A 15,340-nucleotide genomic window follows, 5' to 3' on the forward strand; every position below is an offset into this window, starting at 1 on the left:
TGGGGAATGGGTGATTGAGGAATGGGTAATGAGTATTTTATCTGTGCCAGCGTGTGCCGTCTTTGCTGTCGATTAAGGTGATACCGAGTGCTTGCAGTTGATCACGTAGGCGATCGCTCTGGGCAAAATCCTTGGCTTTTCTAGCTTCCTGTCGCTGCTGTACTAATGCTGCAATTTCCGCATCACTCAAACCATTGTTAGTACTACTTTCCTCTGGGGTAACTGTTAAACCTAGCACCTGGGAGAGAGTAACTAGAGTTTGCCATTGACGTTGGAGTTCATCACTAGGTGTTTTAGTTTGACCTTCATGGACAAAAATATTACCTTCCCGTCGTAAATCCTTCGCCAACTCAAACAACACTGACAACCCCGCAGAGAAGTTAAAATCATCATCTCCCGACTCTTGGAAACGTGCCAGTAATTCCGGAATCAGAGAAGTCTTTTCCTCTGTCCAACCCAACTTGCTGCCGTATTGACTGCCAAAGAGTAAACCATCCTTAAGAGTTTGCCAACTATGGCTAGCAGTGGCGATCGCCTCCTCTGTAAAATCCAGTGGTTTCCGATAGTGTGCCTGTAGCACAAATAACCGGATTGTCATTGGGTCAACCGCTTCACTCTGCCAATTACCCGCCCCATCCAGCATTTCCCGAATCGTAATGAAATTACCCAGGGATTTAGACATCTTCTGACCATGCACCATTACCATGCCATTGTGAGTCCAGTAACGAGCTAGGGGTTTATCCAAAGCACCTTCTGATTGAGCAATTTCATTTTCATGGTGTGGGAAAACTAAATCACCACCACCACCGTGAATATCAATTGTCTCACCCAAACGGGAACGAATCATCGCTGAACACTCAATATGCCATCCGGGACGACCAGCACCCCAGGGAGAATCCCAGGCAGGTTCACCGGGCTTAGAACCCTTCCACAGGGCGAAATCAAAGGGATGCTCTTTTTTCTTCCCTTCCGAGTCTTCCCCCTCCACGCGACCACTTGCCCCAGCTTGCATCTGTTCTAACTCTCGTCCTGAAAGCTTACCGTAACCAGGGAAGCGTTCCACACGGTAATAAACATCACCTGCTGCCGCGTATGCCAAACCCTTATCTGTGAGAGTTTGAATTAACTGATGAATTTCCGGTATATGTTCTGTCACTCGTGGATATTCATCCGCATCCATCACATTCAATCGCCGAATATCTTCAAAATAGGCATCGATAAAGCGATTCGACACCTCCTGCATTGTTGAACCCTGTTCCTTGGCACGGTTTAAAATTTTATCGTCTATATCCGTGAAATTCTGGAGATACTGCACTTCATAACCACGCCAAAGCAAGTAGCGGCGAACTGTATCCCACACGATATAGGAACGCGCATGACCCAAATGACAGTAATCATAAACCGTCACGCCGCAACAATACATCTTGACTTTTCCAGGTTCAATCGTCTCAAAGGGTTCCTGGCGACGGGTGAGGGTATTGTAAACTGTTAGGGTCATAAGCAAAATATTTTGTAGTCTAAAAGATAAGCAATAATTTAAATTGGGGGTAGCTGACACGACAGCCCAGCATCCCTATGCTAGTACAAAAGCGCAAGAGACAGAAGCGCACAGGGTTTGCCGTTTAACAAATCATCATGCTCGCACTTTTTCTCTAGCTCTACAGAATAGCATCAGAATTATCTGCCATTTTGATTTCTCAATTTATATAGCAGTGCTATGCAAGCAGTTTCTTCCGAATCTCCAGCAATGGATGCACCCAAACTAGGATTACCTGTGACACTAATTACAGGATTCCTGGGTAGTGGTAAAACAACATTACTTAACCATATCCTGACCAATCAGCAGGGTTTAAAAACAGCAGTTTTAGTCAACGAATTTGGCGAAATTGGCATTGACAATGAGTTAATCGTCTCTACGGACGAGAATATGGTCGAACTCAGCAATGGCTGTATTTGCTGTACTATTAATAACGATTTGGTTGATGCAGTTTATAAAGTCCTAGAAAATCAAAGTCAAATTGATTACTTAGTAGTTGAAACAACAGGTTTGGCTGACCCCCTACCTGTGGCAATGACATTCTTTAGTCCAGAGTTGCGAGATGTCACCCGTTTAGACTCCATTGTCACCGTTATTGATGCAGCAAATTACAGTCTAGATTTATTCAACTCCCAAGCAGCCTATAGTCAAATTGCCTATGGTGATGTAATTTTGTTGAATAAAACCGATTTAGTCGATGCAGCCACCCTGGTTGATTTAGAAAGAAAAATCAATGAGGTGAAAGAAGGGGCGAGAATTATTCGTACCACTAAGTCTCAAGTTCCTTTACCACTAATTCTCAGCGTTGGTTTGTTTGAATCGGATAAATATTTTCATGATGATTCCCATGAACATCACCATGATCATGAACACCATGAACACCATGATCATGAACACCATGACCATTCTGAATGTGGTCACGATCATAGTCATGAGCATCATCACCACCACTCTGATCACCTGGAAAATGATGGTTTTACTTCCATCTCCTTCCAAACAGATAAACCCTTTTCTGTGAGAAAGTTTCAATATTTTCTCGATAATCTTTTGCCCACATCAGTCTTTCGTGCGAAGGGAATTATGTGGTTTGCAGAAAGTCCCAAACGGCATATTTTCCACCTTTGTGGTAAGCGCTTCACCATGGATGATGATGAGTGGAAAGGTGAAAAGAAAAATCAACTTGTCCTCATCGGTCAAAATCTAGATAAAGATGCACTATTAAAACAGGTAGAGGATTGCATTAATACAGAAAATCAACATTAGATTTTTTATGTTTGCTGTCCCCACCTAGTTAAATTAGCTGGGGATTTTTTTCAGGCAACAAAAATATTAATCCAAATAAAAGCCACTAGTAAAACTGCCAATTGATAATATAGAGAGCAAACTGTATCTAGCTTTCGTAAAGCTTTCATCAAATAGGTGACATCATTTCCGTCAGTATGGACAATCTGCCGTAATTTACTAGCAGCGTTCACCGTTGCCACCCCAATAAAAACAATATAGGGAGGTAGCAGTAAAAATCCAAAAATAAATTTCAGAGTATCTGGGATATGGAATTGTTTTTGACTAATGAAAATATCTATCCCTAACTGTAGGAGATTTGGACTTTGAATCATTAAATCAATAATTCCTGAAAAGACTGCCAATGTGCCCATAACCATCCAAAAATAGGCAACATTACGCATTTTTGCGCCTAGTTTCCACAGTAATTCATTTTGGATAGAATTAAATTCATACTCTGTTGACGGTAACTCAAAACTTTTCATTGGTTGCTGAAATATTATCTCTAGCTGTATAGCTTGTCAATTTTATTCAGTCTTATTGAGAATGTCATTAGAAAATCAGAATATGTGACAGAGATGATTTGCGTCAGGGAGAAAGGCGATCGCCAAAATATTTTCCATGGGTATGGAAGTCACCTTTTCAGCCACAGGAAAGAAAAAATATTACACAAATCTTAATTATCTTGAGTTAGTAGACTAACAATTTTTGATGTTGCTAACCCCCCACCATAGATGCCATCGGGAATTTCATGGTTGGTAATCTTACCTAATGCATCTAAAAGACTACTAGCGATATCCTGTGTGTTGAGTGGAGGTACAAGACGATTCCATCCTAATTCGACTAGTTCAATCCATTCTGTTTCTGTTCGTAAAGTCACGCAGGGAACTCGATAGAAAAAGGCTTCTTTTTGCACTCCACCGGAATCAGTAGCGATGATTTTGGCATTTTTTTCCAGCATTACCATATCTAAATATCCCACTGGGTCAATGAGTTGGATATGGGAAGTGGGATTTATTTCTGCTCGTTGTAAAGCAGCACGGGTACGGGGATGAAGTGGCAGTATTACGGGTATAGTTTGGGCAACTTTTGTGAATGCTTGAAATATGGCTTGTAATTTTTCAGGATTGTCTGTGTTTTCTGCACGGTGAATGGTTGCCAGAATATAGTTTTGGGGAGTTAATTTGAGTTGAGAAAGGATTTGGCTCTTAGCTTCTGCTTTGACAGCGTAATCGAGACTAGCATCATACATTACATCCCCCACTAAATGAACTTTCTCTTGAGGTATTCCCTCTCGCTGGAGATTTTCTACCGCAGCAGTGGTGGGAGCAAAGAGCAGATTTGCCGCATGATCAGTGAGTACGCGATTAATTTCCTCTGGCATTTGGGGATTAAACGATCGCAAACCAGCTTCAACATGGGCGACTGGTATGTGTAATTTTACCGCAGCGATCGCCCCTGCTAAGGTAGAATTTGTATCTCCGTACACTAATACCCAGTCAGGTAATTCTTTTAACAAAACCTGCTCGATAGCTTCTAGCATTCTGCCAGTTTGCGCACCATGACTACTAGAACCAATACCTAAATGATAATCAGGTTTGGGAATTTCTAATTCTTGGAAAAACACCTCAGACATATTGTCATCATAATGTTGACCTGTATGTACTAAAACTTCGGTAATTCCTGATTGGGATTTGAGTTTACGAGCAACTGCTGCTGCTTTGATAAATTGGGGACGAGCACCGACAATCGTGACAATTTTCATAGTGGAATTATTGATTGATAATTTGTTGGTAAAATTGTAATAATTTCTGAGATTCAATTTCCCAGTTATATTTTGTTTTGACTGCCACTTGCCCCTTTTCACCCATAGCTAGAGCCATATCTGGATTCTCTAAAAAATATGCCATGGCTTGGGCAATTTCCTGTGGTTCTAAAGGATTTACTAATAAACCACAACCAATCTTCTGAATAATTTCTTGCCACAAAGGAAAGTTAGAGGCAATAATTGGTAAACCCGCAGCCATATATTCAAATAATTTATTTGGTAAAGCTGCTAAGTGGTCTGTTTGAGGATGAAAAACTACTAAACCCACCTGAGCTTTGCCTAAATATTGTACTAATTTCTCACGAGGTTGCCAGCCAAGAAATTCAACTTTTTCCCATCCTGCCATTTGCTCAATTTGAGTTTGCAAATTTACAGATGAAAACTCTCCTAGGAGCAACAATTTTCCTCTTAAAGATGTGGGTAGTAACTCCATTGCCCCCACCATTTCTTTAATCCCTCTAATCTCTGTAATCCCACCTGCATAGATTATGTAGTTTTCGGAAGTATCTGCTTTTGTCTGATTAACTGCTGTTTGTAGTTCTACTGTTAAGGGCAAATTCGCAACTACTGTGGTTTTAGCAGAGGGGAATTTGGCAGCAATATGGGGTGTCACACAAATAAACCCATCCAGAGTTAATTTGGCGATTCCTTCCATAACTGTCCAAATGAGAAACTTTAACCAAGCAATGATGGGATTATTTTTATGGAGAGAAAGTGCTTCCCAGGGAGTATCCTCGTGGACATCATAAATAACTTTATTTCCCAAAAATTTCAGTAATATTCCCACAGGAATTAATTCTGGGTCATGAAAATGATAAATATTCCCTTGTAGAGATTGAGCTTTTTGGTAAGTACTAGCTAATCGTCGCCAAATTCTCACTAAACGAGGCAATTCTTTCACTTTATCAATGGGATGAAAATAGACTCCATCTAATTGTGTTTCGGGAGGATTAGCAACTAACAAATGTACTTCATAACCCGCTTGGCTAAGGGTGACACATTCCTTATAAAAAATGCGAACATCTAATGCTCGATGAATCGTAGACATATGTACTATTCGCATTCTCAATCCTCAAAATCAACATGAAAATATTCCGCCCAGCGAATCAAGTTTACCCACCGCCAAATACGAAAGTCAAAGGGCGATCTGCCTGTCAAAACTGCCTGAAATTCTGACACCATGGCTGGAGAATTCAAAACTGGAATTTGCTGGGCAATTTCACTGCTAAGTGTATTTTCTATCCAGGGCTGTAGTGTTTTTAGCCATTTCTTTTCTGGTGTGGCAAAACCAATTTTATCTTTACGGTCGAGGATAGCGTCAGGAACTATACCTCTCATCGCTTGGCGAAAGATAGCTTTAGAGGTGCCATCTTGGGCAATCATGAAGGATTCAGGTAGGGAAAAAACAAAGTTTACCAGAGATGGTGTCAAAAAGGGAACTCGACTCTCGATAGAATGTGTCATGGAGTTACGGTCTTCATAACGCAGTAGCATGGGAAGACTTGTTTTTGTCATTGCTTGATAGAGTTCATTCCACAGAATATCGGGATTTGGGTGAGTTTGGTAAGAGTTGGGAATGATTCCACGCTGCTGAAACCACTGGTGATTTACACAACTGTGTTTTCTATCTTTTCTTTTCAACTGTCTGGCTGATGCCTGTAGACTGGGTGGTAGAAGTAATCCTAATGCACGGATTAAGAGTTGGCGATCGCTACTCCCTTGACTTACTTGTTGCCAAAAATCCACCCCATTGCCCCATTCTCCTTTTCTCACCATGGAAGCTAATCGAGCAGCTAGATAGGGACGATAACCAGCAAACATTTCATCCGCACCTTGTCCATCGAGCATGACTTTAATTCCCGATTGATGTGCTAGTTGAAACACTTTATACTGAGCATAAATACTTGTACTTCCAAAAGGTTCATCTTGGAGGGCAATCAGGTGATTGAGTTCATTTTCCAAGTCTTGGGGAGATAAATGGACTTTATGTACAGTTGTTTTTGCTGCTTGGGTGACAGTATCAACCCATACTTCCTCACTCAGAGATGTATCGTCAGCAATGTAACTGAAAGTATGTAACTCTAGTTTTTCTCCTTGAAGGTATCGCATTGCCATGGCGATCGCGGAGGAATCAACACCACCAGAAAGAGCAGCTCCGACGGGTACATCACTTCTGAGGTGTAAACTAATGCTGTCTAAAAATAAATCACGCAAGTGTTCTGTTGCTTCTGGCAAGGTAATATCGGAATTTGGCTGAGAATCTAATTGCCAGTAACGGGAAATATCTGCTTTTTGAGGATAATCTAAAGAAATTTTCAGGGTATGAGCTGGGGGTAACTGGTGAATATTTGCCAACAAAGTTTCCTCTCCGTAATCAGTCATTCCCGAATACAGATAGTCATAGAGTCGCTGGGAATTAATCGGACGTTTCACCCCTGGAAGTTGCAGCAGTGCTTTAATTTCCGAAGCAAAAGCTAGACCACCTTGCCAGTAGGTGTAATATAGGGGTTTGATACCAAAAAAATCTCTGATTAGTAGAAGAGTTCGTTCGTGAGTGTCAAGAATTGCACAAGCAAACATACCGACAAACTTACGAAATGCAGAAATACCCCATTGAGTGTATGCTGCTAATAGCACTTCCGTATCACTATGGGAACGAAACTGGTATCCAATGGTTTGAAGTTGGGAACGTAACTCCAAATAGTTGTAAATTTCTCCGTTGAAGACAATATAATATCGTCCATCATCGGTTCCCATCGGTTGCCAACCAGCCCCACTCAAGTCAAGAATAGACAGACGACGATGTAATAAATAAATCTGACTGTTCTTTACAAATTCAGGATTTCGGGAGATGCTAACTGGTGTATTTCCAGACCATCCCAAAAATCCCCAGTCATCAGGACCACGGGACTTGAGCGAATTCCCCATGCTTGTTAAAATCTTGAGGTCTATATCTGAGATATGAGATATAACTAGCCCAGCAATTCCACACATATTGTCTTTGCTACTTCTAGATTGGAACTTTCATGATTAGAGTTCAATCTCACCAATAAAGCACATAAAGTTAGACCGAGGCACAGAAAAGCAGAAAATGACAGATACAGCGATCGCCATCCGCGATCTGGGTAAAATGTATAGGCTCTATAAACGTCCAGCTGATAAAGTTCTGGATGCTTTTGGTCTCAACAAATTTTTATTCTGGCGTAAGCAATATTATCAAGAATTTTGGGCTTTACGCGGACTAAATCTAGAAATAAAAAAGGGAGAAAGACTTGGGTTAATTGGGCGTAATGGAGCTGGTAAAAGTACTTTACTGAAAATTATCATAGGGAATATTGCCCCAACTGAAGGTAGTATCCAAGTTCAGGGTAGAGTTCAAGCTTTAATGGAACTTGGTACAGGGTTTCATCCAGAATTTACAGGTCGTCAGAATATTCAAGCCTCTTTAGCTTATCAAGGACTTTCTCAGAATAAGATTCGAGAACTAGAAGAGGAAATTATCGATTTCTCCGAACTTGACGACTTCATAGATCAACCCATCAAAACTTACTCCGCAGGGATGTATGCTCGGTTAGCTTTTACTGTTGCCACTGTTATCGAACCAGAGATACTGATTATTGATGAAGTATTAGGTGCTGGTGATGCTTACTTTGCTGGTAAGTGTGTGGAACGAATGCGGAAATTAACTGAAGATACTGGTGCAACAGTTTTATTTGTGAGTCATGATTTAGGTTCTGTTCAGGCTTTATGTAATCGCGCGATTTGGATTGATAGAGGAATTTTACGTTCTGAAGGTCAACCATTGAATATTATTAAGCAATACTCTGCAATGGTGCGCCGTGAAGAAGAAATTCGCTTAAAAGCTAGAGATTTGAAAGTCACAAAGAAACAAGCTACCTTACTTGAAAGTCATAAAGATATTTATGAGAAATGTCTCTTTAGACTAGTGGATATTAATGGTGGTCAGCCATCAGGTATTCATAAAATTCGTACAATATCTCTTTCTTCTGGAACTGAACAATTAGCTCACCTGCAAGTAGGTTCTCCTTTAGATAATCATCCCGATCATGAGCATTACCTCATGACAGAAAAAGGTTTTATGAATTGGGGAGAGGCGACCAAAGATGAACTGGGATATTATAGAAAATATGCCAATTTCAAAGGTAAATATTATCATGCACCTTTTGAATTTTCAGTACCTAAGTCATACTTAAACAACCCAAGTAAACTCAAATTAGAAGTATTGGCGGATTGTGAGGATGAATGCGTTGCTGTCGAGATATTTATCCCAAATCAAAACAAATATCATTCTTTGGGAATACTAAAATCTGGTCTCTTTCAGAATGTCTTCTATGTTGACATGACTAATCTATTTATGGACATAGAGATGATGAGAAACAATGCACTTTCAGCAAAAAATAATAGTGTCAGTGATTTTAGTTTAGATATAGCAGAAAACAGTATAAATATAGATGAATATGGCTCTAGACAAGAAGTATTAATTAATAGAGTTTATCTCTTAGATGTTACTAGTCAAGAAACCAAAAGTCTTTGTACATTAGAGCCTTTTCAAGTTGTTATCGAATATAAAACTCAAGTACCTATTTCTAACCCAACTTTTGTTTTTTGCATTTATCTCCCATCTGGTTTAACTGCTTCTCAATGGCTAATTTCTACAAAAGAAATGGGCACGGAAACTATAGAAGGTCAAGGCAAAGTAGTTTTCCGAAGTGATTCATTGTATTTAGGTCGAGGTTCATACGTCGCAAGTTCTGCAATTTTCAAATGGCGACCAGAAAAAGGTTTAGAACCAGAAGCTTATCATGTATTAGACCGTTGCATACATTTCCAAGTAATCAATAAAGATGCAACAGATATTACAGACTATGGAATTTGCCGTCAGCCAATAAATACAGCATTGTTATTAGATTAGATAGAAAAATATCTAGGAAATATATTGTAATGTTTGAACTAAACTACTATAATCAATCATCAATTTGGAATCATCAACCTGAAGAGTACCAAATTCAACTACTAGCGGATATTTTGAGCTTAATACCACAAGATACTCAGAGTATTTTGGATGTTGGCTGTGGTAATGGACTTATTACAAATGCCTTACCTGACAGTATTCATATCGTTGGAGTGGATTCTAGTGAGGAGGCATTAAAATCAGTCACGAAAGAAAGCTATGTAGGTTCTATTACTAACTTGCCATTTCCTGATAATTCTTTTGATTTAGTCATGGCTACTGATGTTATAGAACACTTAGTAGATGATATTTACTTCAAGAGCATTTCTGAACTATTTAGAGTCGCATCAAAATATGTATTAATTTCTGTACCCCATGCAGAGCAGTTAGAAAAGTCATTTGTAAAATGTGCAAGTTGTGGAAATGTATATCATATCAATCATCATCAGCGCTCCTATCGTGAAAAAGAACTGTTAGATTTATGTATTAATGAGGAATGGAAAGTCAGTGAAATTAGATACTCTGGCGATATCACACGCCCACCTCTAGACCCAATAGAAACATCATTATTACACCAGCTTCAAGGTTATTTTATTTATGATAATTGTATTTGTTCAGTCTGTGGTAGCTCAGAAATAACTAAAACTGAGAGTTCTACATCTAAGCAAGTAATCGGCAATCTTCGTAGCAAGCATTTTTATAATTCAGGTGTTGAGAAATTAGCAAATTGGCATATTAATCGTTCAGAAATTATTGCCTTTTATCAACATAGTGATGTAACGAATACATCTAGTCTACCTAAAAATGACTTTGTCAGTGTTCAAAAATCGTCCCTAGTGGTCAATTTTAATAATCCTCTTCAAGAAGTTAAATCTGGATTTACTGAAGGATGTTTTTGGACGAAGTTTTTTAATCATGCTAAAAGCCAGACTTTTAGCGCTGAAGATAACAGTGCCCAATCTCTACTAATTCACTTCCCTGTAGTGCCAGAATGTGGGGATAAAATTATTGTTCAAACAAATAATATAGCAAATCTCTTTCACGATATTTTCTTGTTAACCCATGATGACTTGAACAATAAAACCTTAGTAATTGATAAGTTTGTACATATTGGCAGTGGAAAGCTGGAATTCTATGTAGAGTATCCTTGGGAAGTGAATTCATTCGGTGCTGCTGTTACTATAAAAGCCCCTGCTGGAATTGAAATACAGTCAGCAGAATATATTTCTAGAAACCAAGTTGATTTTCAGATAGATATTATTCATTTACATCAAGGACATAATATTGTTAGTAATTCTAATTTAGAATATTGCCGTTCATGGGGCTTATTAGTGAATAAGATAGCAGAATATCCTCAGCCTAGTTGGTTAGGGGAGAAAAATTTAAACAGATTGTATGATGTAATCGATTCGCAGATATCGCTATCTGAATATAGAAAATCTTTAGAAGTAATTATACAGAAAAAAGATAAGGAAATCGCTAATTATAGCCATTTATTAGAAGCGAAGGAGTCACAAAGGTCTTATGTAGAGAAATTATTAGAAGTCAAAGAATCACAAAGATATTATGTAGAGGAAGAATATAAGAAGGTCTCAAAATTTGCAACTTTCTTCTTTAAAAATGCAGAAAGAAAAATAAGCAGAATATTAGTACTTTCTCATATGTTTCCAAAACCAAGCCAACCAAATTCAGGTTGCTTTGTGGCAGAACAAGTCAAAGCATTACGAGATTATGAAGGCTTGGATGTTAGAGTAATTTCCTGTCAACCATTTTGGTGCAATACAAAAAATCCGATTAAGATTGCAGATTTATTCTCTAAATATAAAGAAGCTCTCTACTCATCCAAGTGGTTTTCATCTGATGGGATTCCGACTTTGTTTCTTCCTTACCTTGTCGGAAACCCGTTTTTACCTTTCCATCTTCATGGCTTTACTTACAGATATGCAATATCAAGTATTGCAGATTCGATACGTCAAAGATTTAATTTTGATTTGATTCATGCACATACTGCTTACCTTGATGGTTCTGCTGGCTTGTATTTGGCTGAAAAATATCAAATTCCATTTGTCATAACTGAACATACTGGACCATTTAGCCTCCTTACTGATAAACCAATTGTACGTAATCTAACGGAACAATCTTTGTCTTCCGCCAACAAAATTATTTGTGTCAGTTCTTATTTGGCTAATGATGTCAAAAAGCATATTTCTTCAAAAGATAAAAGTAAAATAATCTCTCTACCTAATGGCGTAGATACTACTAAGTTTTACCCAGAAGATATGAGTTCTAATGGTGAAAAGCGAGATAAATTGCGATTACTTAGCATCATATCTCTGGATAATAACAAGAACCCGTTTTTACTTTTACAAGCTTTTAAGCTGATTCGAGAAGATGGAATAAATGTAGAACTTAAAATTGTGGGTGGAGGAGAATTATTGGAGCAGCTAAATCAGTGGGTAGTAAATAACAGTCTTACAGACTTTATTCATCTTTTAGGATGGCAACCAAGAAATGAAATAGCTCGGATTCTGCGCGAGAAGTGCGATATTATGGTACTTCCAAGTCGTTCCGAAACCTTTGGTGTTGTAGTCATTGAAGCACTTGCAAGTGGCAAACCGGTTGTAAGTACACGGTGTGGAGGTCCAGAAGGTATCATCACAGAATCATATCTTGGTGAACTTTGCAATAATGATGACCCTGTAGACTTAGCAAGAGCAATCAAAAAAGTTGCTAATAATATAGAGGAATACAAGGCAGATAATATTCGTAGCTTTGCTGTCAACTGTTATAGTTATGAAAATTTGGCAAAACAGATAAATGAAGTATATCAAAATATTTAATAAGTCTTTGAGTAAGCAAGAAGTGCAATTAAATATAGAAATCTGAAATCATTCGTGAGAAAGCATGTAGATTATTTAGATTCTTTAAATTCTGACTTAGAAAAAGAAAAATGACTAGTAACTTGTGAACGTTTTGCTGCTAATGCACCACAGCATAACCCTATAGAGGATATTTGGTTACAAGCGAAAAAACTGATTCGATAATTTTACTTCTTCTTCCATTCTTTCTCTGTTTTTAAGGCTTTATTTGAGCTAGTAATTGATGGTCAAATTTTTGACTTCCCAAAACTCAATGAATATGGTGTTTTCTCATGAATCATTCCGGACTACTATATAAAACCTTTGTAAGATGGGTTAGCGTAGTGTAACTCATAAAGAAGAAGTAGCATTACATCTAAGACATCCTATCTTTGATCAAACCTGGCTACTTACATTATTTTAAATAATATTCTGATTTATGAAAATTTCTATAAATCGAATATCAACTGTAATTTATTTATTGTTAATTAATGAAATATTCTATAGGTAAAATCATAATAATTTTAATTGTTATAGCTACTGGAATGACAAATTTGTTTATATTTTTTTTACATAAACAACAAGAAAATGAAGGGATTAAACTAGGTTTAAAAGAATATTATTTAAAATATAATATTTTGCAAGAGTTGCCAAGCTTTTCCAAAAATAATATAGATAATTATTATAGTAATTTAAAAAAAAATACTGATAGTAAACTAATATTTTATCAGAACAAAAAAAATAATATACTTGAGAATCCAACCCAGATTACAGCTTATGCTTTGCACAAAATATTTAATGGCGATTTAGAATTTGCTAAATATCATGCTCAGTGGTTATTAGATAATTCTATCAATATAAACGATTCTCTCTTTTTTCCTATTGACTCTGAATATACTCTAGACCATCAATCTTGTTTTCAGATTAAATGTAGTTCGGCTTCAACTCAAGGATTAGCTCTAGGATTATTTACTTATTTGTATAGAGAAACTCAAGATAAAAAGTATCTGCAAGTTGCTGATAAAATATATCGTTCTTTTTATGTTCCTATTGACCAAGGTGGATTTACAAGATTTGATTCAGAAGGGATATTTTTTGAAGAGCATCCAACAAAAATACCAACAAGAGTTTTAAAGGGAGCTGCCATAGCAGTAATTTCCCTGCATGACTATGCTGCTATATCTCAGAATATAGAGGCATGTGAATTATTTCATAAAAGTCTAAATAGATTGTCTTTAATAATTCCGCAGTACGAATTAAATGACCCAGCAACGGGACTCTTGTTAAGTTACTATAGTTTAGGTAAAACTACAACAAAAACTTTAGGTAGATTTGTTGGTAATGGTACTGTGCTAATCTCAGAAATGAAATTAATTGGCATAAAAAGCGAACAAAAGAAGATTTTGTCTTCAGTTCGGATGAAGAAGAATGAAGATACGCAAACCACAAAGAACTTTTATCTTTATGTTGATGGAAACATGAACTGGGGAGAAGTTATTGATAAAGCAAATAAATTTAGATCTGTAAATGGAGTAAAAGGGAAATATAACCATTCACCCTTTAACTTTACTCTACCACTAGACCAGTCTTTTGAAAGATATGAGATAGAGGTAACTTATAAGATTATTGGCAAAAACCAATTAAGCTTACAGTTATTTGACGAGACAGAGTACTGGTCATTAGGGAATCTACGTTCTCCAAAGAATTTAAATTTAGTTGATAATAAAATCACAACTCAAGCCTTCCCTATCCCTAAAAACTTTATAAAAGTATTAGCAGACAAATATGAAAAAAAACCTGAAATTAATCCTAACTATTTCGATGATAATCAGCAGTTAATTCATATACTTGGGAAAATAAGCAACTCTCAAAAATTAATCAATTATGCAATAAGATGGAAGGATTCTACTTACTTAGTTCCATCTAGATTTTTCAATAATTCATCGCAAAGTATTTTAATCAATACTCAATTATCTCCTACATTGGCTCTAGTTCCCAATAGTATAGAATCAACTCATGTTGAATATCCATCTATTATGAGAGTAAATAACATATATCATATGTATTATTCTGCATATGGAAAAGATAAGAAATGGCGAATCTTTTTAGCAACTAGTAAGGATGGGATAAAATTTAACCGTCAAGGCTTAGTTTTTACTCCTCAAGACTTACCAGCAAATTGCCAAGGTAAGCAAGCATTTCCTTTTGTTGTCAAATTTTCTAAAGACTCTTATTTGATGTACTTTAGTTGCGCTTCTCAACCTCAAAAATCTTATGAGCGCATTGTATGGGCTTCTTCAGTAAATGGCAGGAATTGGAAATACGGTGGTATTGCTATAAATGAGTCTGGGCTTGATCCTTTTGTCATATTACAGCCAGATGGCAACTATGCTATGTTCTACTCTTTAGTTAGTAATAATAAAATACTGATAAAAAGAGCAACATCTAAAAATGGGCGTGAATGGTCAAATTACTCAATTGTAGCTGAGAGTAGTCCTATAGGAGGATTGTATACTATTTCTGGACTACAAGTAGACAAAAAGGTGTGCTTATTATTGCAAAGTTCTGTCACCCGAAGCAAGAGGTATAATACTTTACTTTATTGTGATAGAGGAGATGGCAAGTTTTTACCGAGTAAAGACAATCCTGTCATAGTAGATAAAACTTGGGAAAAAAAATGGGATACCATCCGTTATGGATTTCACATTTTTCCAGAAGGTGATAAATATATTGTATACCATAATGTCATCCCGGAATTGGGAGCAGAGATAGGAGGACAGATAGCACGTTCAGAATTGAATATGGAATTTTTGAAATCTAGTGCTAAAAATTTAGTTACAGAGACAAACAATAAAGATTAAGTA

The 15,340-nt window shown here is 37.2% G+C and carries 9 protein-coding genes and 1 pseudogene; 5 read left to right on the forward strand and 5 right to left on the reverse strand.

All coding sequences use genetic code 11. The features are described 5' to 3' along the window. Window positions 1-37: 37 nt before the first annotated feature. Window positions 38-1,498, reverse strand: coding sequence for a cysteine--tRNA ligase (gene cysS / locus IJ00_RS16815; protein ID WP_035154713.1), 1,461 nt, complete (start codon window positions 1,496-1,498; stop codon window positions 38-40). Window positions 1,499-1,717: 219 nt separating this feature from the next. Between cysS and IJ00_RS16820 the strand changes: the two genes are divergently transcribed. After that, window positions 1,718-2,800: a GTP-binding protein gene (locus tag IJ00_RS16820; protein WP_035154714.1), complete on the forward strand. Its 1,083-nt coding sequence runs from the start codon at window positions 1,718-1,720 to the stop codon at window positions 2,798-2,800. A 50-nt stretch (window positions 2,801-2,850) separates the two neighbouring features. On the opposite strand, the gene IJ00_RS16825 is transcribed toward IJ00_RS16820, so the two are convergent. From IJ00_RS16825 to asnB, 4 genes are all read right to left on the reverse strand, one after another. Then, window positions 2,851-3,303, reverse strand: a complete 453-nt coding sequence (locus IJ00_RS16825) for a hypothetical protein (protein ID WP_035154715.1) — start codon at window positions 3,301-3,303, stop codon at window positions 2,851-2,853. 191 nt (window positions 3,304-3,494) lie between these two features. After that, window positions 3,495-4,583 carry a non-hydrolyzing UDP-N-acetylglucosamine 2-epimerase gene (gene wecB, locus IJ00_RS16830; protein WP_035154717.1) on the reverse strand — a complete coding sequence of 363 codons (1,089 nt, stop codon included), beginning with the start codon at window positions 4,581-4,583 and terminating at the stop codon, window positions 3,495-3,497. A 7-nt stretch (window positions 4,584-4,590) separates the two neighbouring features. Beyond that, a complete protein-coding gene (locus tag IJ00_RS16835) occupies window positions 4,591-5,709 on the reverse strand; it encodes a glycosyltransferase family 4 protein (protein WP_035154719.1) in 1,119 nt (372 codons plus the stop codon). A 2-nt stretch (window positions 5,710-5,711) separates the two neighbouring features. Then, window positions 5,712-7,640 (reverse strand): asparagine synthase (glutamine-hydrolyzing), encoded by a 1,929-nt coding sequence (asnB, locus tag IJ00_RS16840; RefSeq protein ID WP_035154722.1) that lies wholly within the window; start codon window positions 7,638-7,640, stop codon window positions 5,712-5,714. Window positions 7,641-7,737: 97 nt separating this feature from the next. Between asnB and IJ00_RS16845 the strand changes: the two genes are divergently transcribed. The 4 genes and pseudogenes from IJ00_RS16845 (at window position 7,738) to IJ00_RS16855 (ending at window position 15,337) form a co-directional block, all read left to right on the forward strand. Beyond that, a complete protein-coding gene (locus tag IJ00_RS16845; protein ID WP_035154725.1) occupies window positions 7,738-9,579 on the forward strand; it encodes an ABC transporter ATP-binding protein in 1,842 nt (613 codons plus the stop codon). Window positions 9,580-9,608: 29 nt separating this feature from the next. Continuing rightward, a complete protein-coding gene (locus IJ00_RS16850) occupies window positions 9,609-12,458 on the forward strand; it encodes a glycosyltransferase (RefSeq protein WP_035154728.1) in 2,850 nt (949 codons plus the stop codon). 69 nt (window positions 12,459-12,527) lie between these two features. Continuing rightward, a pseudogene (locus tag IJ00_RS29430) lies at window positions 12,528-12,773 on the forward strand (IS630 family transposase); the annotation flags it as partial. A 194-nt stretch (window positions 12,774-12,967) separates the two neighbouring features. Next, window positions 12,968-15,337, forward strand: a complete 2,370-nt coding sequence (locus IJ00_RS16855; protein WP_035154730.1) for a D-glucuronyl C5-epimerase family protein — start codon at window positions 12,968-12,970, stop codon at window positions 15,335-15,337. Window positions 15,338-15,340 lie beyond the last annotated feature (3 nt).

The sequence above is a fragment of the Calothrix sp. 336/3 genome (assembly GCF_000734895.2).
Classification (GTDB): Bacteria; Cyanobacteriota; Cyanobacteriia; order Cyanobacteriales; family Nostocaceae; genus 336-3.